The sequence below is a fragment of the Klebsiella sp. 2019SCSN059 genome (genome assembly GCF_021739525.1).
GTDB lineage: Bacteria > Pseudomonadota > Gammaproteobacteria > Enterobacterales > Enterobacteriaceae > Klebsiella > Klebsiella quasipneumoniae.
This window is the reverse complement of sequence record NZ_JAKKOM010000002.1, coordinates 90,610-115,005: the sequence shown is the minus strand read 5'-3', so window position 1 is coordinate 115,005 and position 24,396 is coordinate 90,610. Positions and strand designations below refer to the sequence as shown.

Annotated in this window: 23 protein-coding genes; 11 read left to right on the top strand and 12 right to left on the bottom strand. The window is 61.2% G+C overall.

Annotated elements, in window-relative coordinates:
• Nucleotides 1-94 precede the first annotated feature (94 nt).
• Nucleotides 95-1,018, bottom strand: a complete 924-nt coding sequence (locus tag L2I46_RS03195) for an aminoimidazole riboside kinase (protein WP_050533039.1) — start codon at nucleotides 1,016-1,018, stop codon at nucleotides 95-97.
• A gap of 237 nt (nucleotides 1,019-1,255) precedes the next feature.
• On the opposite strand from L2I46_RS03195, the gene L2I46_RS03190 reads away from it, so the two are divergent.
• From L2I46_RS03190 to L2I46_RS03180, 3 genes are all read left to right on the top strand, one after another.
• Nucleotides 1,256-1,897 carry a Crp/Fnr family transcriptional regulator gene (locus tag L2I46_RS03190; RefSeq protein ID WP_072420810.1) on the top strand — a complete coding sequence of 214 codons (642 nt, stop codon included), beginning with the start codon at nucleotides 1,256-1,258 and terminating at the stop codon, nucleotides 1,895-1,897.
• A gap of 137 nt (nucleotides 1,898-2,034) precedes the next feature.
• Nucleotides 2,035-2,379: a DUF3302 domain-containing protein gene (locus L2I46_RS03185; protein WP_044521392.1), complete on the top strand. Its 345-nt coding sequence runs from the start codon at nucleotides 2,035-2,037 to the stop codon at nucleotides 2,377-2,379.
• A complete protein-coding gene (locus tag L2I46_RS03180; RefSeq protein WP_023288696.1) occupies nucleotides 2,379-3,521 on the top strand; it encodes an HlyD family secretion protein in 1,143 nt (380 codons plus the stop codon). The genes L2I46_RS03185 and L2I46_RS03180 overlap by 1 nt, the downstream gene beginning before the upstream one ends.
• A 41-nt stretch (nucleotides 3,522-3,562) precedes the next feature.
• Here L2I46_RS03180 and L2I46_RS03175 read toward each other — a convergent pair whose 3' ends face one another.
• Genes L2I46_RS03175 through L2I46_RS03165 form a run of 3 tightly spaced genes read right to left on the bottom strand, consistent with a single transcriptional unit; the run spans nucleotide 3,563 to nucleotide 6,564 of the window.
• Nucleotides 3,563-4,360 carry an ABC transporter ATP-binding protein gene (locus L2I46_RS03175; protein WP_023288697.1) on the bottom strand — a complete coding sequence of 266 codons (798 nt, stop codon included), beginning with the start codon at nucleotides 4,358-4,360 and terminating at the stop codon, nucleotides 3,563-3,565.
• Entirely contained in the window at nucleotides 4,357-5,385 is a 1,029-nt protein-coding gene (locus tag L2I46_RS03170) for a FecCD family ABC transporter permease (protein WP_072096506.1), read from the bottom strand. The genes L2I46_RS03175 and L2I46_RS03170 overlap by 4 nt, the downstream gene beginning before the upstream one ends.
• 60 nt (nucleotides 5,386-5,445) lie before the next feature.
• Nucleotides 5,446-6,564 carry an ABC transporter substrate-binding protein gene (locus L2I46_RS03165; protein WP_236947545.1) on the bottom strand — a complete coding sequence of 373 codons (1,119 nt, stop codon included), beginning with the start codon at nucleotides 6,562-6,564 and terminating at the stop codon, nucleotides 5,446-5,448.
• Nucleotides 6,565-6,833: 269 nt separating this feature from the next.
• Between L2I46_RS03165 and L2I46_RS03160 the strand changes: the two genes are divergently transcribed.
• The gene (locus L2I46_RS03160) at nucleotides 6,834-7,223 is read left to right on the top strand and encodes a hypothetical protein (protein ID WP_023288700.1); all 390 of its coding nucleotides are present in this window, start codon (nucleotides 6,834-6,836) and stop codon (nucleotides 7,221-7,223) included.
• A gap of 178 nt (nucleotides 7,224-7,401) precedes the next feature.
• A complete protein-coding gene (locus tag L2I46_RS03155; RefSeq protein ID WP_023288701.1) occupies nucleotides 7,402-7,857 on the top strand; it encodes an RcnB family protein in 456 nt (151 codons plus the stop codon).
• Between the two features lie 60 nt (nucleotides 7,858-7,917).
• On the opposite strand, the gene L2I46_RS03150 is transcribed toward L2I46_RS03155, so the two are convergent.
• Complete coding sequence (locus tag L2I46_RS03150; RefSeq protein WP_032454772.1) at nucleotides 7,918-8,505, bottom strand: YSC84-related protein; 588 nt, start codon at nucleotides 8,503-8,505, stop codon at nucleotides 7,918-7,920.
• Nucleotides 8,506-8,738: 233 nt separating this feature from the next.
• Here L2I46_RS03150 and L2I46_RS03145 point away from each other — a divergent pair, with 233 nt between their 5' ends.
• The 3 genes from L2I46_RS03145 to L2I46_RS03135 all read left to right on the top strand — a co-directional run bounded on the left by L2I46_RS03145 (nucleotide 8,739) and on the right by L2I46_RS03135 (nucleotide 11,795).
• The gene (locus L2I46_RS03145; RefSeq protein ID WP_236947544.1) at nucleotides 8,739-9,917 is read left to right on the top strand and encodes a M20 aminoacylase family protein; all 1,179 of its coding nucleotides are present in this window, start codon (nucleotides 8,739-8,741) and stop codon (nucleotides 9,915-9,917) included.
• 19 nt (nucleotides 9,918-9,936) lie between these two features.
• On the top strand, nucleotides 9,937-10,713 hold the full coding sequence (locus L2I46_RS03140) for a lysine/arginine/ornithine ABC transporter substrate-binding protein (protein ID WP_023288704.1): 777 nt from the start codon (nucleotides 9,937-9,939) through the stop codon (nucleotides 10,711-10,713).
• Between the two features lie 128 nt (nucleotides 10,714-10,841).
• Nucleotides 10,842-11,795: an aldo/keto reductase gene (locus tag L2I46_RS03135; RefSeq protein ID WP_050533033.1), complete on the top strand. Its 954-nt coding sequence runs from the start codon at nucleotides 10,842-10,844 to the stop codon at nucleotides 11,793-11,795.
• A 1,669-nt stretch (nucleotides 11,796-13,464) separates the two neighbouring features.
• Here L2I46_RS03135 and L2I46_RS03130 read toward each other — a convergent pair.
• The 4 genes from L2I46_RS03130 to L2I46_RS03115 form a co-directional block, all read right to left on the bottom strand.
• Nucleotides 13,465-14,256 carry a MoaF C-terminal domain-containing protein gene (locus tag L2I46_RS03130; protein WP_236947543.1) on the bottom strand — a complete coding sequence of 264 codons (792 nt, stop codon included), beginning with the start codon at nucleotides 14,254-14,256 and terminating at the stop codon, nucleotides 13,465-13,467.
• A gap of 25 nt (nucleotides 14,257-14,281) precedes the next feature.
• Nucleotides 14,282-15,058 carry an SDR family NAD(P)-dependent oxidoreductase gene (locus L2I46_RS03125; protein ID WP_165457679.1) on the bottom strand — a complete coding sequence of 259 codons (777 nt, stop codon included), beginning with the start codon at nucleotides 15,056-15,058 and terminating at the stop codon, nucleotides 14,282-14,284.
• An 87-nt stretch (nucleotides 15,059-15,145) separates the two neighbouring features.
• Nucleotides 15,146-16,879, bottom strand: coding sequence for an arylsulfatase (locus L2I46_RS03120; protein ID WP_023288708.1), 1,734 nt, complete (start codon nucleotides 16,877-16,879; stop codon nucleotides 15,146-15,148).
• A gap of 43 nt (nucleotides 16,880-16,922) precedes the next feature.
• On the bottom strand, nucleotides 16,923-18,110 hold the full coding sequence (locus tag L2I46_RS03115; RefSeq protein ID WP_236947542.1) for an anaerobic sulfatase maturase: 1,188 nt from the start codon (nucleotides 18,108-18,110) through the stop codon (nucleotides 16,923-16,925).
• Nucleotides 18,111-18,535: 425 nt separating this feature from the next.
• Between L2I46_RS03115 and L2I46_RS03110 the strand changes: the two genes are divergently transcribed.
• The 3 genes from L2I46_RS03110 (at nucleotide 18,536) to L2I46_RS03100 (ending at nucleotide 21,642) form a co-directional block, all read left to right on the top strand.
• A complete protein-coding gene (locus tag L2I46_RS03110) occupies nucleotides 18,536-19,219 on the top strand; it encodes a helix-turn-helix transcriptional regulator (RefSeq protein WP_032454931.1) in 684 nt (227 codons plus the stop codon).
• A 117-nt stretch (nucleotides 19,220-19,336) separates the two neighbouring features.
• A complete protein-coding gene (locus L2I46_RS03105; RefSeq protein ID WP_236947541.1) occupies nucleotides 19,337-20,530 on the top strand; it encodes an MFS transporter in 1,194 nt (397 codons plus the stop codon).
• Nucleotides 20,527-21,642 carry a class II histone deacetylase gene (locus L2I46_RS03100; RefSeq protein WP_023288712.1) on the top strand — a complete coding sequence of 372 codons (1,116 nt, stop codon included), beginning with the start codon at nucleotides 20,527-20,529 and terminating at the stop codon, nucleotides 21,640-21,642. Before L2I46_RS03105 ends, L2I46_RS03100 begins: the two co-directional genes overlap by 4 nt.
• Before the next feature lie 6 nt (nucleotides 21,643-21,648).
• On the opposite strand, the gene L2I46_RS03095 is transcribed toward L2I46_RS03100, so the two are convergent.
• The 3 genes from L2I46_RS03095 to L2I46_RS03085 all read right to left on the bottom strand — a co-directional run bounded on the left by L2I46_RS03095 (nucleotide 21,649) and on the right by L2I46_RS03085 (nucleotide 24,391).
• Nucleotides 21,649-22,242 carry a DUF3156 family protein gene (locus L2I46_RS03095; protein WP_085551183.1) on the bottom strand — a complete coding sequence of 198 codons (594 nt, stop codon included), beginning with the start codon at nucleotides 22,240-22,242 and terminating at the stop codon, nucleotides 21,649-21,651.
• Complete coding sequence (locus L2I46_RS03090; RefSeq protein ID WP_032454960.1) at nucleotides 22,220-23,719, bottom strand: APC family permease; 1,500 nt, start codon at nucleotides 23,717-23,719, stop codon at nucleotides 22,220-22,222. Before L2I46_RS03090 ends, L2I46_RS03095 begins: the two co-directional genes overlap by 23 nt.
• Before the next feature lie 306 nt (nucleotides 23,720-24,025).
• Nucleotides 24,026-24,391, bottom strand: a complete 366-nt coding sequence (locus L2I46_RS03085) for a cupin domain-containing protein (protein WP_002892824.1) — start codon at nucleotides 24,389-24,391, stop codon at nucleotides 24,026-24,028.
• Nucleotides 24,392-24,396 lie beyond the last annotated feature (5 nt).

Genomic DNA, 24,396 nt, shown 5'->3' with positions numbered 1-24,396 from the left:
ACATGTCGGTAACGCAGTGAAAATAAAAATTGCTAAACCGGTTTAAGAATTGTGATGTCGCCAGCAAAGTGGGCCGTTAGCCGGCCCAACGGGATCACAGCGAGCGCTGAAGATCCTCCCTGTAGGGCAGGGCGGTCATGGCGCCTTTGGCGGTGGTGGCCAGCGCGCCGCAGGTTTGCGCCAGCGCGAGGTCCGGCGCCAGGGCGGCGAGGTTGTCAGGGATGCCGTGGGCGGCGAGCCCGGCGAGCAGCCCGGCGACAAAGGCATCGCCGGCGCCGGTGGTATCGACGGCCACTACCGGGCGGGCGGGGAAGTGGCTAACCTGCCCGCGCAGCGCGGCCTGGACTCCCGCTTTGCCCTGGGTGACCAGCAGCAGCGTCGGCTGGAAGCGGGCGTTCAGCCGGGCGATGCCGCTGACGATGTCGTCGCTGCCGCTGATAAAAGCCAGCTCCTCTTCCGACAGTTTTATGGCGTCGGCGAGGGCCAGCGCCCGGTCGAGACAGTCGCGCAGCTCCTGCGGATCCTGCCACAGGTCGCTACGGATATTGGGGTCGAAGCTGACATAGCCCCCGGCGCGCTTTATCGCCTCCATCGCCGCGAATGCCGTGCTGCGGCTCGGTTCCGCGCTGAGGGCGATAGAGCAGACGTGCAGCCACTGGCCGGCGGCGAACGGCGGAAGATCCTCAGGCGCAAGAAACAGGTCGGCGCTCGGGCGGACCATAAAGGTAAAGGTGCGCTCCCCGTGCCGATCGAGATCGACCACCACCGTGGAGGTGCGCTGCGTCGCGTCGAGGCGCATAAAATCCACATCGACCTGCTCCTGCGCCAGGGTGTGGCGCATAAAGCGACCGAACGGATCGTCGCCGACGCGGCCGATAAACCCGCTGTCGCCGCCGAGCCGCGCCACGCCGACCGCGACGTTGGCCGGCGCGCCGCCGGGGCATTGCAGCAGGCGGCCCTCTCCGTCGGGCAGGAGATCGACGACCGCATCGCCGAGTACCCAGATTTTACCATTCATAGGACAGCTCCTCTTAGCTAAACTTTGTTAAACCGGTTTAGCTAATTAAAGCACAGCCTGGCGGCAAGAGGAACGATTGGTGGACGAAAGGGCGGGGCGAGGGTAAAAAATGTGAGCCAGGCGGAATATTTCGCCACTCCAGATCTGGACTTTTCCTTCCTGACCCGCTTAGGTATAGTTCCACAGGCCGCGGTTAACCCCGCCGCGGTGATAAAAGGTGAAGGAGTGCGTAGCGCGATGAACCCCAGTTTTGGCGATATTTACGATCGGTACCAGAAGCTGTCGCTGACCACGCACCTGCCGGCGGTCATCGCCTGCAGTGAAACCCTGAGCCTGAGTAAAGACCAGCCATTTCTGCCGCAGCCGGGCTATCTCTATTTTTTGCTGCAGGGGCAAATGACGTTGGCCTTTGGTGATGAGCAGAACCTGCTCGGGATTGTTATCGCGCATATGCCGTTAGGGCTGCTTGAACATTATTGTCCGTCGGTGGCGCTCTATTATCGGTGTCTGGGCGAATGCCAGCTGGCGAAAATATCCGCCAGCGATTTTGAACGGATATTCTTTCATTCGTCGCCGGGCTATATGCAAGAGCTGACCACGATCCTGGCCTATATGGGCATATTTGCCCTTGATGCCCACTATGAACGTGGCAGCCAGACCAGCTTTCAGACCATTAAATCAATGCTGTCGCGCTATTTATATCGTGGAGGAATCGATGGTGGTCAGCATGAAAGCCTGTCGGCATTTATTATTAAACGAACCAATCTTTCGCGCAGCTATGTTTATCAGGTGCTGGCCGCCCTGCGCGAGGGAGGATATATCACGGTGAAAAAAGGCAAACTGATTTCCATCGACCGTCATATTCCTGAGAAATTCTGATTCAGGTTCGTCGGCTCCCCGACATAACGTCGCTAAAACCCGCCCGAGGAAAGCGCTACGCGCGCGTTTTCCCCCGGCCCCGTTACGCCTGAACCTGGCCGTTTTATTAATTTAACCTTTCACTCTGGAGTTATTTTATGACCCTGGACTATGTGGCGCTGGCCATTCTCATCGCCGTGGCCTTAATACTTTTTTATGGCGTGATTGTTATTCACGATATTCCTTATGAAATCGCCAAAGAGCGGCGCCATCCTCATCAGGATGCGATTCATTATGCCGGCTGGGTCAGCTTATTTACCCTGCATGCCCTGTGGCCCTTGTTGTGGATCTGGGCGACGCTGTGGCGCGAAGATCGCGGATGGGGAATGCGCCGCATCGCCGACGATCAGCAGGCCCTGCATCAGCGTCTGGAGACGGTCGCTCAGCGACTGGAGCAGGTGCAGCGCGAGGTCGAGGAACTTAAAGCGAAGGAGGCAGAATAATGGAAACGTTAATGTTGCTGACCTACGCCGCGCTATGCATCGTGGTGTTTAAAGTATTCCGCATTCCGCTCAATAAGTGGACCGTGCCGACGGCGGTGCTCGGCGGTATCGCCCTGATTGGCGCGGTGATCTTCGGGATGAACTACAACTTCCCCTATACCGACGTCGGTAATCAGGTGTTTCGCACCGTGCCGATTGTGTCGCAGGTACGCGGTCGGGTGCAGACCGTACCGGTGAAGCCTAACCAGAGGCTGCATAAGGGCGATGTGCTGTTTACTCTCGACCCGACGCCGTTCCAGGCAAAGGTGGACGATCTGCAGGCGCAAATTAAAGCGGCCAGTCAGGATGCGCTCTCCCTCAACGCCGCGTTAAGCCAGGCGGAGGCCGAGCTGAGCAGAGCGGTGGCCCAGCGCGACCAGTCGCGGCGGGAGTATGCCCGCTTTCGGGAGGGGCATGCTCAGGGCGCCTTCTCCGATCAAATGGTCGATACCCGTCTGCAGACGTGGAAAGCCGATGAAGCCAGCGTCAGCGCGGCTCAGGCGAACGTGGTTCAGGCGCGTAACGCGCTGGACTCGGTGGTGAAGGGCAAAAATACCACCGTGGCCTCCCTGCTGGCGCAGTTGCAGAAGGCGCAGTTTCAGCTGGATAACACCGTCGTCCGCGCCCCGGAAGACGGCTATGTCAGCACCGTCGGCTTACGGCCAGGCACCATGTCCACCGCCCTGGGGATGCTGCCGGTGATGACCTTTGTGCCGGTGGAGGGCGACGCCTCGCGGGAGTATGTCGCGGCATTTCGCCAGAACGCCCTGCAGCGTCTGCACAAAGGCGAGCCCGCGGAGCTGATGTTTCCGGCCATTCCGGGCACCGTCTTCCGCGGGGAAGTGGCCGACGTGCTGCCGGCGATTGGCGAGAGTCAGTTTCAGGGCCAGGGCAAACTGCTGACCACGGACGCGCTCAATACCCATGGCCGGGCGCTGGTGGTGCTGAAGGTGACCGATCCGCGATTTGCCGAATACGCCCTGCCGCAGGGGGCCACCCTCGAGGCGGCGGTCTACTCGGATCACCTGAAAGAGCTGTCGCTGATCCGGAAGATCCTGATCCGCATGAAGAGCTGGGAAAACTATATCTATCTCGATCACTAAGCCGGCGGGCGCGGGGAGACCGTACCCTCCCCGCGCCGCGGTCAGGCCTCGCTGTCCACCAGCCCGTCAATAATTACCTGCCGCACCCCCTGCGAACAGGGCTCAATACGCCCGCGCACGCCATAGACGGCCGCCAGGGTCTCGGGGGTGATGACCGCGGCCGGGGTGCCGTCGCCGAGCAGCTGGCCCGCTTTGAGCATCAGCACGTGGTCGGCGTGACGCAGGGCAATATTGATATCGTGCACCACCACCAGGGTTACGATGTTGCGCCGTCGGGTCTCCCGGCGCACCAGATCCATCACGTGAAATTGATAGTTGAGATCAAGCGCGCTGAGCGGTTCGTCGAGCAGTAGCAGGCGCGGCTGACGAATCAGCGACTGGGCGAGACCCACCAGCTGTTTTTGCCCGCCGGAGAGCTGATCGAGGTAGCTCATCGCCAGATGGGCAATTCCCAGCTGGCGCAGCAGCGCCATCACCTCCTCCTGGTGCTGCGGACTGTGGCGTCCTCCGGCGGCGCGCTGGGCCACGATAATCGACTCCAGCACATGCAGATGCACGCCGGCGGGCAGCGTCTGCGGAAGATAAACCACCTGTTCCGCGCGACGTGCGAACGGCTGCGTCAGCAGATTTTCCCCCTCCAGCAGCAGCTCGCCGCGGCAGGGGCCCAGACCCGCCATCGCCCGCATTAACGTCGATTTACCGCTGCCGTTTGGCCCCAGCAGCGCGGTGATTTTCCCCCGCGGCAGATGGGGAACCGTCAGGTTCTCGATCACCTTGCGTCTGGGGTAGCCGGCGCTGAAGTGAGACAGCGACAGCCCGGATAACGTCTGGTCGCTCATACCTGCCCCCGGTGACGTAAAATAATGCTTAAAAAGAACGGGACCCCTACCAGGGAAGTGACGATCCCCACCGGAATAATGGCCCCCGGGATCAGGTTCTTCGAGGCGATGGAGGCCAGGGAGAGCACCAGGGCGCCGATCAGCGCGCTGGCGGGCAGGTAAAAGCGATGGTCTTCGCCGAAGAGCATCCGCGCAATATGCGGCGCCACCAGGCCGATAAAGCCGATTGGCCCGACAAAGGCCACCGAAAGCGCCGACAAAATGCTGATCCGCAACAGTGTGGCCAGGCGCAGACGGCGAACGTTAATGCCAAAGCTGATGGCCCGGTCCTCGCCCAGACGCAGGGCGGTCAGCTTCCACGCGCTGCGCAGCGACAGGGGCATCACCAGCGCCAGGGCGACCAGCAGGATGGCGACTTTGCTCCAGGAGGCGCGGTCGATGCTGCCCATGGTCCAGAACACCAGCCCCTGCAGCGTGTCTTCATTGGCGATAAACTGCAGCATCGAGACCAGGGCGTTAAAGGTAAAGACCAGCGCGATGCCGAACAGAATGACGCCAGAGGTGGCCACCTGGGTCCAGCGGGTAATGCCGTCCAGCAGCAGGGCCGCCAGCAGGGCGAAGATAAAGGCGTTGGCCGAGATAAACCACTGGCCGGGAATACCGGGCAGGCCAATGCCCAGCACAATCGCCAGCGCGGCGCCAAACGCCGCAGCCGAGGAGACGCCCAGGGTAAACGGACTGGCCAGCGGGTTATTGAGGATGGTCTGCATTTCGGCACCGGCCAGTCCCAGCGCCAGACCGACGATAATCGCCATCACCGCATAGGGCAGCCGGATGTCCCAGACGATGGCGCGAGTGCCCGGATCGGCGCTGGCCGGATCGGTTAACGTCTGCCACAGGCTCTGCAGCGGCAGTCCGGAGGGGCCGAGCATAAAATCGAGCAGCAGCGAAGCGACAATCAAAAGCGCCAGCAGCAGCATCAGCAGCAGGCGGCGACGCACGATATGGCGATAATGATCCATCACGCCAGGCGTCCCGGCGGGCAGCCCGTCCAGAACGGAGTCGGAAGTTAAACGCATGCCGGATTACTCGCTCTGCTGCCAGGAAAGGACGAACGGCTGGTCCGGCAGGTCGGTGAAATGGCGCACGATATAATGATAAGTCTCATCCGGGTTGAGATCGCGGAAGGCCTGCGGATAGATATCTTTCGCCAGATACTCCATGCCGACAATATTCCACGGGTGATTATAGAAGTGGTGATAGACGCCATAGGCCCGCTTTTCCTGAACCGCCGGGATCTGGCTGACCCCTGGCCGCGCCAGCAGCGTCTGCGCCTGGGCCTTCACCGCCTCCGGCTTGACTTCATAGCCCAGGGGCAGCACCTGGCTGTTGCCACGCTTCGAGCCGGTCATGATCCAGGCGTCGGGCTTCATGCTGATGATTTTCTCCAGCGAGACGAACCCGGAGGCGCCCGGCAGCAGCTGCGAACCGATATTGTTCGCCCCGACCGCCTCCACCAGCCCGCCCCAGCCGCTGTGGCCATGAGTAAAGCAGCAGGCGTCGCTGTTGCCGGCCAGCGCTTCCACGAAGACGTTGGCCTTCGGCGTGATGGCTGCGGTTTTCTGACGAATCGTCTGCAGCTGATGGCGATAGTAATCGGTAAAGGCTTTGGCCTGGCTCTCGCGGTTAAGCACTTTGCCCAGCAGGTCGATGCTGGGGGCGGTATCTTTCGCCGGGTCGATCTCATAGTCGACAAACAGCACCGGAACGTGCAGGGCGCTAAGCTTGTCAATGACCCCGCTCTCCATCAGCGCAGGCCTGGCGCGCAGCTGGGCGATCATCAGATCCGGCTGGCGGGCGATGACGCTTTCAAGATCGACGTTCCCCTTGTCGCTGAAGCCCATGTCCAGAATCGTAGCCGACTGCGGCCACGCCGTTTTCAGCATCTGCCAGGTGGCAACATCCTGCTTTTTCGCCAGATTATTCCATGCCACCAGCCGCTTAAACGGATTGTCCCGGTCCAGCAGGGCGAGGGTCATAATGTCGCGACCATCCTGCAAAATAATACGCTGCGGCTCTTTGACCAGGGTGACCTGCCGGCCGTCAAGGTCGGTAACCGTCAGCGGATATTGGGTCGCATAGCTGAGGAAGGGCGTCGCGATCAGCGCAGTAAGCAACAGCGATCTTACTGATTTTCTTGCCATAAAAGGAGTTCCGTTTGCCAATTTATAAATATAATGATTCTGAGAATTATTCTCGAGTAAACCTCAACGGCAAGTATATCAAGGGCAAATTTCACGAAATGTAACAAACGTGTTGGAAATTATGTGAACGCCGACAGGGCGCGCGGCGGCAGCATTTTCTGCCATGATTGGAGGTCGAAAACGTTTTTCAGGCTAATTCCTAATGTCATCCCCGGTTCGCTGTGCCATCCTGAATGCGACTCATAACATGACATGTGAGAGAGGATATTATGAAAAAAGCAATGATTGCGTTATCGGCTATTCTGGTTGCGGCTCCGGTTTTTGCTGCGACAACACATGCAACAGATGATACCGTCGCGGCGGCCAATGCCAACGCCAACACCGCCAAAGAGAAGCTGCACCAGGCCCAGCACGAGGGCGAAGAGCAGCAGCTGAAGGCGAAACATGCGGCCGAAGGCAAACAGGATAGCGTCGGCAGCCAGGTGAGCGAAGGCGCGCAGAAGACCTGGAACAAGACCAAAGAAGGGACTGAGAAAGGTTGGGATAAGACCAAAGAGGTCAGCGAAAAAGGCTGGAACGCCACCAAATCCGGCGCAGAAAAGGGCTGGGATAAAACCAAATCCGGCGCTGAAGAGTTAAAAAATAAAGTGACTGAGTAAGTCCTGATAGCAGTCTGAATAAAGGTCGCGAGAGCGGCCTTTTTTATTGCTCGTCCTCCCCCATAATGCCTTCCCCGACAGCAGAAACCCCAGGTGCCAGGAATCGTCCTGGTTAAGCGGATACTCACTCTTTCTTCACATTTTCCCGTTACAAAGAACTTCAATCAGGAGGTGTACGATGAAAAAGATGATTTCTCTGGCGGTAATGTTATCCACTGTGCTGAGCGTCCCGGCCTTTGCCGATGGCCCGAACGACGGCCATCGCCCGGGGCAGCCAACGGTGTGGCAGAACGGTCCGGATCATAATGGGCATGCGCCGCAGGGCGGACCTGACGCGCATCATCAGGGTGACCATGATCAGCGTGGCCCGGATCGTGACGGTCATGACAAACGCGATCAGGCACGTCATGAGCAGGACCATTTCGCCTGGCGCGGTAACGATTTCCGCAAAGGCCACCCGGCTCCGGCGCCGTTCCGTGGCGATGAGTATCGCGTCCGTGACTGGAGCGACCGCGGCCTGCCGCCCCCGCCGGAGGGCCATCACTGGTCCTATATCGACGGTAACTATGTGCTGATCGCCGCGGCGACCGGGATCATCACCTCGATTCTGGTGAGCGGCGCCCTCGGCCACTAAATGCGCGTTTCCCAACGCCGGGCAGGGAACACCTGACCCGGCGATGGATCACTGCCGGGGCTACGGGTTCAGTTCGTCATCCGGCCAGTATTTATAGCCATTGACCATCGCCTGGGCGGCCAGCCCCTTGTCGGTGATTTCATAGACGTTCACTTTCGACGGCAGCGAGGAGGTGTCCTTCGCTACGCCGTTCGCGGAGGCGGCGATCGGCGCGATGCCTTTGTCATCATATTTCGCCGCGGCGTTCGCATCGGCGCCGACCATATATCCCTGGCGGATAAAGTGATCCAGGGCCGCTTTATCATGGAAGACCAGCACCGTGCGCTGCTGCTTGATCCCTATTCCCAGACCGGCGCCGCCCTGGGCCATTTTCATATAGGTGTCCTTCCCGGAGGCCGTATCCCGCACCACGCCGTAGCCGCTGCCAAATCCGAACAGCAGGATCTTGCTGCTGTTATTGGCGAATACCGCATAACCCTTCGCATGCTGAATATCGCTGCGGGCCTCGGGCTGCAGGGTGTACAGTTTATTGAGGGTTTCGTTGCGCATCTTCTGAATGCTGGCCCGCTGCTGGCTGGCGGTATCGCCCTGCGCGCTGCAGCCCGCCAGCGCGGTCATGGCGACGAGGAAAAGCGTCTGTAATTTCATAGAAATCTTTTTATTTAAATCTGAATATGGCCGGGGATGGTAGGGTAAATAATGGTTAATTCTCCATAAAATAAACGTTTATTTTTAAACTTCGCTGTTTTTAATGCTTATTGCACTGTTGCGAACGCATTATTAAATAAGATGCCGCCATCGCCGGTATTAGAAATCCTGCTTGCATAAAGTTTTCACCACGATACCGTGTTAAGTCCTTACGATATTTCCCGGAGAGCGGCATGAGTGATTACGTAATTCCAGAAATTAAAGCGACGGAAGCGGAAATGATTTCTCTGCGTCATTATTTACATGCCAATCCGGAATTAAGTCTGGAAGAGTTTAATACCAGCGAACTGGTTGCCGGCAAGCTGACCGAGTGGGGCTACCAGGTGACGCGCGGCCTCGGCAAGACCGGGGTGGTCGGCAGCCTGAGCAAAGGCGACTCGCCGCGCACCATCGGTCTGCGCGCCGATATGGACGCTCTGCCGATTCATGAAACCACTGGTTTACCCTGGGCCAGCACGGTGTCGGGGAAAATGCACGCCTGCGGTCATGACGGTCATACCACCATTCTGCTGGCGGCGGCGAAATATATCGCCTCGCCGGCCTGTCAGTTCAACGGCACGGTGCATCTGATTTTTCAGCCGGCGGAAGAGGCTATCGGCGGCGCCGATTTAATGATTAAAGACGGCCTGTTCGAGCAGTTCCCCTGCGAACGCATTTTCGGTCTGCACAACATGCCGGGGCTGCCGGTGGGCAAGCTGGGCTTCTACGGCGGTAACTTTATGGCCTCGGCGGACACCGTCAAAATCACCCTTACCGGCTACGGCGGCCACGGCGCCCATCCGGAGCGCACCGTCGACCCGATCGTCGCCGGCGCGGCGCTGGTGATGGCTCTGCAGAGCATCGTGGCGCGCAACGTGCCGCCGGGCGAAACGGCGGTGGTCAGCGTCGGCACCTTCCAGGCCGGTATCGCCTCCAACGTTATTCCGGAGAGCGTGGTGATGGAGCTCAGCGTGCGGGCGATGAAGCCGGAAATCCGCGACCTGCTGATCAAACGTATTCACGAGCTCAGCGAATTTACCGCCAAAAGCTATGGCGCCAGCAGCGCAGTAGAGGTTTACGACTCCTACCCGGTATTAACCAACAGCCCCGAAGAGACTGATTTCGCCCGGGCGCTGGCGCTGGAGGTGTTTGGTCGCGAGGGGGTGCTGGAGTCGGTCTCGCCGATGAACGCCAGCGAGGACTTCGCCTTTATGCTGCGCGAACGTCCGGGCTGCTACTTCCTGCTGGGCAACGGCGAGCAGGGGGAGAAGGGCGGCTGCATGGTGCATAACCCCGGCTACGACTTCAACGATGACATTATCACCACCGGCGCGACGCTGTTCGCCCGCCTGGTGGAAAAGCACTGCCGTTAACCTCTGGAGAAGAACTGGAATGAAAAAATCACTGTTGCTATGGCTGGCGTTAATGGCGTCGACGTCGGCGCTGGCCGAAGGGGGAAAGGCGATCCGCTTCGGCGTCGACCCGACCTTCGCGCCGTTTGAATGGAAGGATCCGCAGGGCAAGCTGGCGGGGTTTGATATCGATCTAGGCAACGCCATTTGCCAGCAGCTGCAGGCGAAATGCGTGTGGGTGGAAAGCAATTTCGACGGCATTATCCCGGCGCTGAAGGCGCGGAAATTCGACGCTATCCTTTCCGGGATGTACATGACCGAGAAGCGTAAAGCGCAAATTGCCTTTAGCGACAAGCTGTATAACGGGCCGGTGTTCCTCGTGGCGCGTAAAAATACCCTGCAAGGCAATACGCCGGCGCAGCTGAAGGGCAAAACCATCGGCGTCGAGCAGGGTTCGGCGCAGGAGACTTACGTCAATCAGCACTGGCGTCCGCAGGGGATCAACATTGTGGCCTACCAGGGGGCCGATAGCGTGGTGCGCGATCTGGAGTCCGGGCGCATCGACGGCGCGGTGCTTTCCGGGATGATGGCCGACTACAGCTTCCTGCAGCAGCCGCAGGGTAAGGCATTCACCTTTGTCGGCGGCCATCTGCAGGATGATACGCTGTTTGGCGCCGGGGCGGCGATCGGCTTGCGTAAAGACGATGAGGCGCTGCGTCAGGAAATAAACGGCGCGATTGCGAAGATCCTTGCCGACGGCACCTATAAAAAATTAGCCAGCAAATATTTTAGCTTTGATGTTTATTCCGGGACATAATGTCTGAGTGTACCCGCGGGCAAGGATCGCCCGCCGTAAGATTCCTTTTCTGATTATCCAATCGACCTCCTCTCCTGACCCCTGTGGTTACCTGAGGGAAGCAGAATATAAGCTAAGGAGTACTCGGCATGATGACACGTCCCTTGGGCAAAACCGGATTTTCCATCGCCCCGTTAGTGTTTGGCGGTAACGTCTTTGGCTGGACCATTGATGAAAAAACCAGTTTTGCCCTTCTTGATGCTTTTGTTGACCATGGTTTTGACGCTATCGACACGGCGGATGTTTATTCCCGTTGGGCGGAGGGCAACCAGGGCGGCGAATCCGAAACCATTATCGGCCGCTGGCTGCAGGCGCGTCCCGGCATGCGCGATAAGGTCAAAATCTTCACTAAAGTCGGCTCCGATCTCGGCCTTCCTGGCCATAAGGGACTCAGCAAAGCCTGGATCCAGCAGGCGGTAGACGACTCCCTGCGCCGCCTTAATACCGACTACATCGACCTCTACTTTTCCCACTGGCCGGATCCGCAAACTCCGGTAGCGGAAACGCTGGAGGCTTTCCACAGCCTGCAGCAGGCGGGGAAAATTCGCGCGATGGGGGCCTCTAACCTCGATGCGATGCAGCTGGCGGGGGCGCTGGAGGTGGCGCGTAAGGGCGGCCTGCCTGCCTGGCAGGTGCTGCAGCCGGAATATAACCTCTACCACCGCTCCGCCTTTGAAGGCGCGCTGTGCGATCTCTGCGTCAGCCGTGATATCGGGGTGGTGACCTACTACAGCCTGGCCTCGGGGTTCTTAACCGGTAAGTACCGTCAGCCGTCGGATCTGGCGCAGAGTCAGCGCGGAGGGGGGATTGGTAAGTACCTGAATCCGCGCGGGATGCGGATTATCGATACCCTGGTGGCGGTCGCAGAGGAGCTGGGGGCGAAGCCAGCGGAAGTGGCCCTGGCGTGGCTGATCGGCCGCGAAGGGGTGACCGCGCCGATCGCCAGCGCCACCAGCGTGGCCCAGGTGGAAAGTTTTGCCCGCGCGGCGGCGCTGAGCCTGAGCGCGGAGCAGGTGGCGCGGCTGGACAGCGCCAGCGCCTGAGTCACGCCCTCTTCCCGGCGGGGAGAGGGGGAAGGGCTATAAATGGCGCGGACCGCAGGCCGGGTAAGGCGCAGCCGGCATCCGGCAACATGACGGGTATCGAGCCTGATATCTTGCCCGGTGGCGCTGCGCTTACCGGGCCTACGAGGTATGAGCCTGTGAGTGGAGCCTCCAGGCCGGGTAAGGCGCAGCCGCCACCCGGCATAAAACGGCTCCGTGCCCGCTGTCATCGCCCGGTGGCGCTGCGCTTGCCGGGCCTACGAGGTATGAGCCTGTGAGAGGGAACTGTAGGCCGGGTCAGGCGCAGCCGCCACCCGGCAACATGACGGGTATCGAGCCTGATATCTTGCCCGGCGGCGCTGCGCTTGCCGGGCCTACGAGGTGTCAGCCAGTGAGAGGACCCTGTAGGCCGGGTAAGGCGCAGCCGCCACCCGGCAAAATAACGGCACAACCGGAAATGTCCTTGTTCGCACTGCGCCTGGCAGGGCTACAACTTCTATGTTAATTCCGGGCAGATTGCGCTCCCGGTTAATTTTCTGCGCTATGTCTCTTATGGCGCCGGGAGCGCACAGGGGGCGGCCAGTCGCCGCCGCCCCCTGTACCCCCGGGCTCCGGCCAGCAAAATCGCCGCTGCGCGGTCCCTTCGACTTATCCCTGCAGGCTTCGGGTCGGGCCGAGGCAGCGTCCATGCAAAACACGGCCCTCAGCCCGCATCCATGCGGGCTGCCCCGGCCTTCCGGGAACGTCTCAGCGATTTTGAGGCCGTCAGCACCGGCAGTTTCAGTCGCACAAGTGGGTAAATCAACGACAGGTCGCACGAACCCTCCAGGCCGGGTAAGGCGCAGCCGCCACCCGGCATAAAAGCGGCTCCGTGCCCGCTATCATCGCCCGGCGGCGCTGCGCTTGCCGGGCCTACGAGGTATGAGCCTGTGAGAGGACCCTGTAGGCCGGGTAAGGCGCAGCCGCCACCCGGCATAAAACGGCTCTGTGCCTGCTGTCATCGCCCGGCGGCGCTGCGCTTGCCGGGCCTACGAGGTATGAGCCTGTGAGAGGACCCCGTAGGCGGGTCAGGCGCAGCCGCCACCCGGCAAAATAACGGCACAACCGGAAATGTCCTTGTTCGCACTGCGCCTGGCAGGGCTACAACTTCTATGTTAATTCCGGGCAGATTGCGCTCCCGGCTAATCGTCTGCGTTATGTCAATCATGGCGCAGGGAGCGCACAGGGGGCGGCCAGTCGCCGCCGCCCCCTGTACCCCCGGGCTCCGGCCAGCAAAATCGCCGCTGCGCGGTCCCTTCGACTTATCCCTGCAGGCTTCGGGTCGGGCCGAGGCAGCGTCCGTGCAAAACACGGCCCTCAGCCCGCATCCATGCGGGCTGCCCCGGCCTTCCGGGAACGTCTCAGCGATTTTGAGGCCGTCAGCACCGGCAGTTTCAGCAACAATGGTGAATAAATTAACGACAGGTCGTACGAACGTAGGCCGGGTAAGGCGCAGCCGCCACCCGGCATAAAAACGGCTCTGTGCCTGCTGTCATCGCCCGGTGGCGCTGCGCTTACCGGGCCTACGATGTGTCAGCCTGTGAGAGGGAACTGTAGGCCGGGTCAGGCGCAGCCGCCACCCGGCAATATGACGGGCATGGTGGCTGAAAGCGTGCCCGGCGACGCCCCTTTATTCCTGATGGCGGGTGACGTTGAGGATCTTCGCGCTGGCGCCGACCGGGAAATTGCTGAGGGCGCCGAAGTCGCTGCCCTGATAGCCCATGATCTTGCCGTCGGTGCGCATTTGCTGAAGATCGATCAGGATCACCCCCAGCGTCGGAATGATTTTCTCGCGCCAGACAAACAGATAGAGATCCTCCGCCACCAGTACATAGTGGCAGCGGTCGACATCCGCCAGCCCCTTTTCCACGCCGTCCAGACACTGCCAGGCGTAAAAATTATCGTTGAGATAGATGTGCTCATAGCGCTCGGTCGGGCTGTAGGTGTACTGATTGCGCATGCCGACCAGCGCAGGAGTAAAGCCCGGCAGCGGCCCCGGCTGCGTATCCAGGCGGGCGAAGACAAAGCGCGCTTCTACCGCGGTCAGCGGCAGGCCTCGCTCCACCCGGCTGAAGGCGTCCAGCCGCGCGGCGGCTTCGTCCGGCAGCTGGCCATAGACCAGGGTAGCGTTGCGCTGCGTCAGGTTACATACCGCGCTGATGCTGGCGTTATCCCGCTCCGGGTCAAGGAAGTCGATAAACAGAATATCCGGGCGCAGGGCGGTCGCCCGCCAGGGGGCGCGCGTGCCGTTCCAGCTTAGCGTCTGCTCATCTTCGATGATCAGCTGCTGCGGCTCGCTCCCGGCGACATAAAAGGTAAAGCGCTCGCCTGCGGGCAGGCTGGCGGTGGCGAGTACATTACCGTGTGGCGCAAAACCATCGGCCAGCGCGCCGACCTGGATAAATACGGCTTCTGAAGTCATAGGGGCTCCTGAACAGAGTAGGGCGTTAGGCAAACGCCAGAGTGGGAACATCGACGATACTGGCGCCGCCGTCGGCGACCAGCGTAGCGCCGCTGATGATGGCGGCCTGCGGTGAACAGAGAAACTGACAGACCTCGGCTATCTCCTCGGGGCTGGCGGGTCGGCGCAGCGGAACGTCGCGACAGACCCGCTGATACGCCTCAGTCAGCGACAACCCTTCCGCCTGCATCAGCGGGAGCATCTCTTCATCCGCCATCGGCGTGGTGACCCAGCCGGGGCAGACGGCGTTGGCGCGCACCCCCTGCGGGCCGTAATCGCGGGCGACGGAGCGCATCAGGCCGATTAAGGCGTGTTTGGCGGTGACGTAGCCGCAGGCCTGCGGACCGGCGGCCAGCGAGGCGATGGAGGCGACAAACAGCACGTTGCCGCGGCGGGCAATCAGCGAGGGCAGGCAGGCGCGAACGCTGGCGAAGGCGCTGGTGAGATTGCCGTCCAGCGCCTCGCGCCACTGGCGGTCGCTGGTATCGGCGGCGGGGCTGTTGCCCATCCCGCCGGCGCTGCAGATGAGGACATCAATACCGCCGGCCTGGTCGAGAATGGCCGGCAGCAGCCGCTGGCGCCACGCCTCGCCGTCGGCGGCATCGCCCATCAGCGCCGTGGCGCCGGTCTCATCGGCGACCGCCCGCAATGGCGCCTCGCGCCGTCCGGTAATAAACACCCGGTCGCCCGCGGCGCGCATCAGCCGCGCGCAGGCGGCGCCAATTCCGGTTCCGCCGCCGGTGATCACCACGACTTTCGCCATTCGCTCTCTCCTGTAATAGGGTTTCCGGTTACCTTAAAAAGCGCGCCAGCTCCCGGCTATCGCCCGGAAGAACGATAGCCGGGTCGGTTAATGGAGCTCGCTCACCGGGATCGCCTGCGGCGCCGGAACCGGCTTCATGGTGGCGGGGTCGACCGCCAGATAGCGTCCGGTCTTGCTGTCGATGCCGACGTAATCGATCATTTTGCCCTGCGCCCGGGTGACCATGGTGCGTCTGGCGAACGCCTCGTAGGCTTCGCTCATCGCTTTGACCCGATCGGGGTGTTGGGCCGCGACGTCATGAGTTTCCAGCGGATCGTCGTGCAGATTAAACAGCTGCCACGGCGCGTCGCCGGCGGTGAAGCCCCGCGGCACCAGCCGCCGCAGCTTCCATTCGCCATCGACCCACGCCGCCTGATGATGCAGCTCGACGCCGTAGTTCCCGCGCGGCGGCTGCTGCACTTCGCCGGTGAGATAGCGCTTAAAGCTGACGCCAATCATCGGCAGCACCGGCTTCTTCGCCAGCGATTTGTTCGGGTCGATACCGGCGAATTCATACAGGGTCGGCGCCACGTCATACACCGCCATCGTCGAGGCGTCGATTTTACCGTGGCGGGTAATCCCGGGGCCGGCGATCATAAAGTCGGTGTTAATCCCGCCCTGAGCGCTGGTGGTTTTGTGATAGTTGGCGTAAGGGGCGTTGCTGACGTTGGCCCAGTGCGGGCCGTAGGAGACAAACGAGCCTTTGCGGCCAACGTTGTCATAGCTGTTGTCAAACTGCTTCCAGAATTCCGGGGTGGATTCGTAGTAGAAGCCCTGCGCCGGGTTGGCGCCGTTGTCGGTTAAGAACACCAGCAGGGTGTTTTTATCGCGACCGGTTTGCTTCAGCGTCTCCATCAGGGTGCCGATCTGCGCGTCCATATTGGCGATCATCGCCGCGTAGACCTGCATCACTTTCGCGGTATATTTCTGCTGCTCCGGGGTCAGCGCGTCCCACTCTTTATCCAGCTCAAGGTGCGGGAGCGGGGTGTTGTCATGGATAATCCCCAGCGCTTTCAGGCGGGCGATACGCTGGCGATAGACCTCGGCGTAGCCCTGCTCATACTGGCCTTTGAAGCGCTTGATCCATTCGTCAGGCGCCTGCAGCGGGTCGTGCGGGGCGGTAAAGGCCAGCCAGGCGAAGACCGGTTGTTCCTGCGGCGTGTCTTTAATCCAGCTGTTCATCTGTCGGGCGTAGGCCTCGCTGGAGTAGAAATCGTCCGGCAGGGAGACGCGCTCGCCGTCGCGGGTGTAGTAGGTGTGAAACGCTTCAACGGTACCCAGCGGAATAGCGTCGTTAAAATGGCTGGTGCCGCCGCCCATAAAGGCGAAAGCGTGGTTAAAGCCGCGGTCCTTCGGCGTGGCGCCGGGAACAAAACCGAGGTGCCACTTGCCGGCCATCAGAGTGTTATACCCCGCGTCTTTAAAGCGCTCGGCCATGGTGGTGACGCGGTCGGTCAGCCGCAGCTCGTAGCCCTCCTTGCCAATAGTGCTGTCATACCACCACATGCCGCCCATCCCGGCCTGCTGGTTGCTGTTGCCGGTGAGCAGCATGGAGCGCGCCGGGGCCGACATCGGCGAGGTGTAATACTGGCTCATGCGCATCCCCTGCTCGGCCATCGCCTGCAGGTTGGGGGTGGGGATCTCGCCGCCGAAGGGGCTAATGTCGGAGTAGCCCATATCATCGGCGATAATGACGATGACGTTCGGACGCTCCTGCTGCGCGGCGTGCGCGCCGCCGGCGAGGATGACACTGACCGCCGCGGCCATGGCTGTTTTATTCACAACGGATTCTCCTGTTTCAAAGGGATAGCTTCAGAGCAACGGGCTACGCCGGATGCGCGGCCCCGACAAACGCGGCCCGCCAGGCTTGCAGCCCTTCAAGGTCGCGGGAAAAGGGGCGCACGGGCGCAAGAATTTCGCTAAAGAAGCGGTAGTAGCCGCCGCAGAGGTGGTTGTTGCCCGCGGCGTTGAGATGCGCCGGACAGCCGCCCTGGCAGACCATTTTGACCGCGCAGGTCTGGCATTCGCGGCGCAGGCTTTTCTGCTGACCGAAAGGCAGTTGCACCGAGGCGTCGACCGCGGCGGCGAGCGTCTGCTCATCGAGGCGGCCCAGCCGATGCTCGGCGTTGATCAGATGATCGCAGGCGTAGAGCTCTCCGTCGGGCTCCATCACCAGATTGCTGCCGCAGCGGGCGCTGTGCACGCAGCTGCCGCTGGTGTGGGTGAAGTACTGCGCCCACGCCTGCTCGATATTGATGACAAACACCCGCCCCTTGTCGCAGCGCTTCTGCCACTGCCGCCAGATGCCGACCATAAAACGCCCCCAGTTATCGGCGCTCAGCTGATAGCCCTCGCGCAGCGCTGCGCCTTCGCTCATCAGCGGCTGAAACTGCAGATAGCGCGCGCCGAGGCTGACCACCCGGTCATAAATCGCCGCCGCGTGCGCCGCCATCTCGTTATGCACCACCACCAGCAGGTTAAACTCCACCTGATGCTGGTGGAGAAGGTCGATGCCGCGCAGCGCCGCCGGCCAGGTGGCCCGGCCGCGTTTATCCGGACGATGCTGGTCCTGTAGCGCTTCGCTGCCTTCGAGGCTCAAGCCGATAATAAAGCGATGCTCGCGAAACAGCCGGCACCAGGCGTCGTTGATCAGCGTGCCGTTGGTCTGCAGGCTGTTGCTGATGGTGACGCCGTCGGGGGCATAACGCGCCTGCAGGGCGAGCGCTTTTTTGTAGAAGCTCAGGCCGGCCAGCAGCGGCTCGCCGCCCTGCCAGACAAAGTTGATTTCCCGCGCGCCGGCGGGCTGGGCGGCGATATAGCGGCGGATAAACTGCTCCAGCCGCGCCTCGTCCATCTTGTTGACCGGCGTTTCATCCTGTGGGTAATAGCAGTAGCGGCAGGCGAGATTGCAGGCGGGGCCAATCGGCTTCATCAGAATATGAAACGGCACCGGCGAGCGCGGCTCAGCGGCCAGCGGAATTTGCTGCTGGCGCAGGGCGGCGATATTCAGCATCGGCTTATCCTCGGTTAATGACCGGCGCTGTTGATATTATTTTGGCAACAGCGGGTCAGGCGTAATCACATGATTAAGCCGCGGCGAAAATTAATTGCATCCTGTTAGAGGTATAAGTGAAAAAAAACAGAAATCCATCGTTCTTAAGGATGAGAGAGACGCGTCCGGGATAGGGTTTTTTTATCACCAGGGGCCTGTCCGCCGGGTGTTAATCTTTTTTGTTTATGTTTTAACGCCGCTATCGTAAAGCATGGCAGGTGTGTTTTTTAAATGCTTTATATAACAATGTATTGCTGAAAATTTTGTAACGGCTATCACACTGTTAATATGTTAATGATTGTGTTACTTAAATGTGAAATGTATGCTTCAATAATCGGTAGTCATTCATGTGTCATGTACCAGCACCTCGACGGGGAGGCCCTATCATGTCTGCTTTGTTAAAAGCCAGCCGTAATGATGCGATAATAGCCCGTTGTTTACAGACTATTTCCCAGTTAATTCCACTGTCTTCGGCGGTATTTTATCGAGTAAATAATCGGTTAAAACCCGAAAACTATATATTGCATAATATTTCTGATAATACGCACCAACAATATCTGGAAAACTTCCAGCCGCTGGATCCGTTGCTGCCGTCGCGCTTTAGCCACCAGAACACCACCATGGCGGCGATGACGCCGCGGCTCTGCGACCGCAACCGGCATTATTATCATGAATTTATGTTGCCGAATAATGTGCGCGACATGACCGAGATCTTTATTCGCCGCGAGCGGCGGATCGTCGCCGGTATCTCGCTGATGCGCGACGTGCCTTTCTCCAGCGAAGAGCGTCATCGGGCCCAGGCGGTGCTGCCGCTGGTGGAGCTGGCGATCCGCGACTGCCTGCAGGACGAAGATGACCTGCCCGCCATCCTGACGGCCAAAGAGCGGGAAATCGTCGGCATGGTGCGCGAAGGGGCCAGCAATAAGCTGATTGCCCGCCGGCTGGATATCTCGCTCTCGACGGTGAAAACGCACCTGCGCAATATTTTCGCCAAGACCGAAGTGGTCAATCGTACTGAACTCGTTTCCCGAACCTGGATGCCGGCCGCTCAGCGTACGCTGCATCTGTGATCTGACTATCGCATCCCGCGCGCGCCGTGGCAGCACGGCGTTTTCCTGATGCCTGTGGGTATCACTCCCTGGAGACCCCTCCGGGGGGAGGCTTTTTTGACCGGAGCACGCCCTACGATGTCGAGTACCCCTCTCACTGAACATGCGCTTTCCCGGCCCGCCGGGCTGGTCGTGTCCCTGCGTTTGCTGGCGGCGATTGTGATTTTCGCCGCTATTGCGCCGGGTATTCTGATGACCGCGCCGGCGGTGGCGGCGCAGCTGGCCAGCGAATGGCAGCTAAAACCCGGCCAGATCGGCTGGTTGTTCTCGGCGGAACTGGGGGCGATGAGCCTGGCGACGCTGCCGGCGTGGTGGTGGATGAGTCGCCTCGACTGGCGGCGGGTCGCCCTGACGGCCGGGGTCGTGTTTCTGACAGCCAATCTCGCCTCGGCGGCGGTGACCCAGTATGAGACGCTGCTGGCGGTGCGCTTTCTCGCCTCGCTGGCGGGCGGCACGCTGATGATTCTGTGCATCAGCTGCGCGGCGGGAACCTCGAACCCGTCGCGAGTCTATGCCTTCTGGGTGCTTGGGCAACTGCTGCTGGGGATGCTTGGCCTGCTGGTGCTGCCCGGGCTGTTTGCCAGCTTTGGCCTCAAGGTGGTCTATCTGATCCTCGCCGCCATTATGCTCTGCTGCCTGCCGCTGGTGTCGGCTTTCCCGCCGCGCTTTCAACCGTTGTCCGTCTCGCGCCAGCAGCCGCCGACGGCGCTGTGGCGTCAGGCGCTGGCGGTCCTCGCGGTGCTGACCTTCTATATCAGCCTTAGCGCGGTGTGGACTTTTATCGGCACCCTCGGCGCGGCGGCGGGCCTGAGCACGACGCAGGTCGGCCTGGTGCTGGCGGCGGCGACGGTGTGCGGCATTATCGGCGCGGGGGGCGCGGCCCTGCGCGGCACCCGGCGGGCCGATCGTTTGCCGGTGTGGCTGGGCTACGGCCTGCTGATCCTCAGCGTCGCGCTGCTGATCGGCCAGCCGCTGCTGGCGCGCTACGCCCTCGCGGCGCTGCTGTTTAAGTTCACGTGGACCTTCGTGCTGCCCTTTATTCTCGCCCGCGTCGCCGGGCTCGATAACAACGGCCGGCTGATGAACAGCATTAATCTGGTGATCGGCGGCGGCATGGCGGCCGGTCCGGCATTAGCCGGGGCTTTACTGCAGCATTTTGCCAGCGCCGATCCGCTGCTGCTGGCGGCAGGGGGCTGCGCGCTGCTGTCACTGATTTTGATTGCGGCGGCGTCGGCCGCCGGCAAAGGCTTAGCCAACGGGAGGATAGAGTGAAAAGAAAAACCGGTTTCTTCTTTGATGAACGTTGTTTCTGGCACAGTACTGGTCTGCACGCGGTGACGCTGCCGGTGGGCGGGTGGGTGCAACCGCCCGCCGGCGGCGGTCATGCCGAATCGCCGGAGACCAAACGGCGGATGAAAAACCTGATGGACGTCTCCGGGCTGACGCCGCAGCTGGCGCTGCGCAGCGCGGCGCCGGCAAGCCTTGCGGACCTGCGGCGGATCCATCCCGACAGCTATCTTGAGCGCTTCAAGGCGATAAGCGATAACGGCGGCGGCATGCTGGGCAAAGAGGCACCGTTGGGGCCGGGCAGTTATGAAATCGCCTGTCTCTCCGCCGGACTGGCCTGCGCGGCGGTGGAAGCGGTGCTGAAGGGCGAGCTGGATAATGCCTATTCGCTGTCGCGGCCGCCCGGACACCACTGCCTGCCGGACCAGTCGATGGGCTTCTGTTTCCTCGCCAATATTCCGATTGCCGTCGAGCGGGCGAAAGCGCTGCTGGGGCTCGGCAAGGTGGCGATCATTGACTGGGACGTTCATCACGGCAACGGCACCCAGCATATCTACCTGCAGCGCGACGACGTGCTGACCATCTCCTTGCATCAGGACGGTTGCTTCCCACCCGGTTATGCCGGTGAGGACGATCGCGGCGCGGGCGCGGGCGAAGGTTACAACATCAATATTCCGCTGCTGGCCGGGGCGGGGGACGACAGCTGGCGCTATGCGCTGGAAACCATCGTTATTCCGGCGCTGGCGCGCTTTGAGCCGGAGCTGATTATCATCGCCTGCGGCTATGATGCCAACGCCATGGACCCGCTGGCGCGGATGCAGCTGCACAGCGACAGCTTCCGGGCGATGACCGGGCTGGTGCAGCAGGCGGCGGATCGTCTGTGCGGCGGGAAACTGGTGATGGTGCACGAGGGCGGCTACGCCGAATCCTACGTGCCGTTCTGCGGCCTGGCGGTGATGGAGGCCCTGAGCGGCATTCGCACCGCGGTCCAGGATCCGCTGCTGGAATTTATTCAACAGCAGCAGCCGCGGGCGGAGTTTGCGCAGTTCCAGAGGCAGGCCATCGATCGGCTGGCGCAACGGTTTGGCCTGCAGTAAACCGGCTCAGCTTCCCCGCTGTGATGGCGGGGAAGAAAATGCTTTCTCATCTACGATTTCACCGCGCATCCACTGACTGACTGCCTGATCGATCATCGCCAGCACGCTGAGCAGCAGCATCCGCTGCTGCGCTTCCAGCCGCAGATAGCGGCGCAGCGGCGGCATTTTACAAACCACTTCGCTGGCGGCCCAGGGTTCAATACTGCAGCGCCAGCCGTTATCGTCAAAGGTCAACGAAAAGCGGCGGTAGTCCAGTTCGCTTAGGGTCTGCTGGAGATTAGGAAACCCGTTGAGATAGCCGGCGAGTTCCTCGCTGCCTTTGCCGCCGATAAAGCGGATCGGCTGGCGTTTCCACCAGCCGGATTGATGGGCGCGAATGTGACCGCGCACGGGCCGGGTGACCGGCCCTGCGATGACAAATTCGCAACTGTGAATGCTGGCCATAAACAGCCGCTTCTGACGCACGCTGAAGGTGACGGCGGTGGCGTCGTTCAATCGCAGCAGCGCGCTGCGCTCGCTCAGCTTTTCGCAGGGCCAGCCGGCCAGATCGCGCTGCACCGCGTTCATTAACGGCGTCTCAAACCAGGGGACGGAGGACATCTGGCGTCATCTCCCCGCGGGTCTGTTTTTCGTAGTTGCTGATGGCACGGTCGACCACCTCTTCCACCACCAGCGGCTTGAACGGATTGACGCGCTGTACGCACACCGTCCAGAACAGGGCGTAGGCGGCGGTCAGGCCGAGCATAATGCCGAACGGCACCAGCACCTGGCGGCTGTCCATCCCCGGCGGGGTGATATTGACGATAGCGATGATAATTCCGACGCTGGAGATAATCTGCGGCAGCGGGAACCACGGCGAGCGGTAGGCGCGCGGCAGGTCCGGGCGGCGAATGCGCAGCATCACCACCGACAGAGTAACCAGCAGATAGGCGACGCCCCAGGCGCAGACCGCGGCGAGGATCAGCGGCACGATGCGGTCCAGATCGCCGTTCAGATACCAGGCGTGCAGGCAGGGGATCGCCACCCCGATGGCGATGGCGATCACCGGCGTTTTAAAGCGCGGATGCAGCCAGGTCAGGAAGCGGGGCAGCGCGCCGTCCAGCGCCATACCGTAAATAATGCGCGGTACCGCGGCCATCAGCGTATTAATGGTGGCGCAGCCCGCCAGCAGCAGCCCGACCCCCAGCCAGTACTGGCCGGCGTGGCCCATCACCCGCTCGGCGAAGGCCGGGATCGCCATCGGCGTATCCAGCAGATGGACGTTGTTGGCCGCGTCGAGCACGGTGTTCTCCACCTGGCGGTTGATCGCCGCCCCGTAGATAAACATGCAGCTGGCGACCCCCAGCAGGCCCAGCGCCATCGCCCGCGGAATGGTACGGTGAGCCTGTTTGATCTCCGGCGCCATCGGCGTCACCAGTTCGCAACCGACGAACATAAACATCGCCATGCCGATATAGCCGAACAGGCCATGGATATCGCTGACGTTCAGCGGCGTGCCGAACCAGCCGGAAAGATGGGTGACCGGCGCCATAAAAATGCCGCACAGGCCGAAAATGGTCAGCGTGGTCCACATGCCGAAGGTCAGCACCACTTCGACCTTGCCGAAGATTTCCACGCCGATGGCGTTCAACAGGCCGAAAACCACCACCATGCCGACGCCCACCATCCAGGTGTTCTGGTGAGCGGCCATCTGGGCGTTGATCGATTCGAAGTTCACCAGCGCCATAATGCCGGCCAGGATCGTCTCCGCCGTCCCGGCGAAAATATGCACGATCAGATAGGCGCACAGCGCGCCGGTGATGGCGAAGAAGCGTCCCATGCCGCAGGAGATATAGTCGTACACCGAACCGGTGGTGGGAATGAGCGTCGCCGCCTCGGCAAAGGTGGTGACCTGCGCCTGCATCATAATAAAGGCCAGCAGCACCGCCAGCGCGAAGGTATCACCGCCCATGCCGAAGCCGCTGGTCACCGTCAGGATCACCGGGCTGGCCATAATCAGCCCGACGGAGCTGGCGAGAGTGGTCGGGAAGCCGACGACCCCGCGCTCAAGATGGCTGGCAAGTCTGTTACTAAACATAGTCAACCTCTGCACAATAGTGGGGGAGGGCAGGGAATAGCCAGCGCCACTCCCGGATAGTCATAATTTAGGCGGGCATCCTGCTCAACGAATATCGTCCGGAAGGTGGAGGGCGGCGCATGATTCTGTGACGCCGTCGATGAATGTGAGGGTGGATAAACAACATGACCCCGAAAACCGGGGCCATCCGTCTTGCCACATTGCGCCTGTTTCTGCCGGGTGGCGGCTGGCGCCTGACGCGGCCTGGCGACGGCATTCGTCCCCCAGACCCGGGCAAGCGCAGCGCCGCCGGGCAGTATCAGCACGTTAGCGCGTCTCGACGTTCGCCAGGTAGTGCTTCACAAAGCGCGGCGTCAGGATTTTCCACTCCACTTCGGTACCCTGTTTAACAAACCAGCTGTCGCCCGGCGCAAAGCGCTGCGGCTCGCCGCCGGCGACGGTCAGCTCCACTTCGCCTTCCAGCACGGTGGCGTGTTCGGTAAACGGATAGGTCATGGTAAAGCTCCCCTCAGTGGACGAAAACAGTCCGCAGGTAAAGGCATCCTGCGGCTCGCCGTAGATCATCGCCCCGGCCACCTGCGGGTCGCCGGCGGTCGGCGTCGCGCCGAGCAGGCTGACGCTGCCGATTGGCTGCAGGTCGGGCACCGGGTGTTTAAGTTTAAAAGCGTGCATAGCGT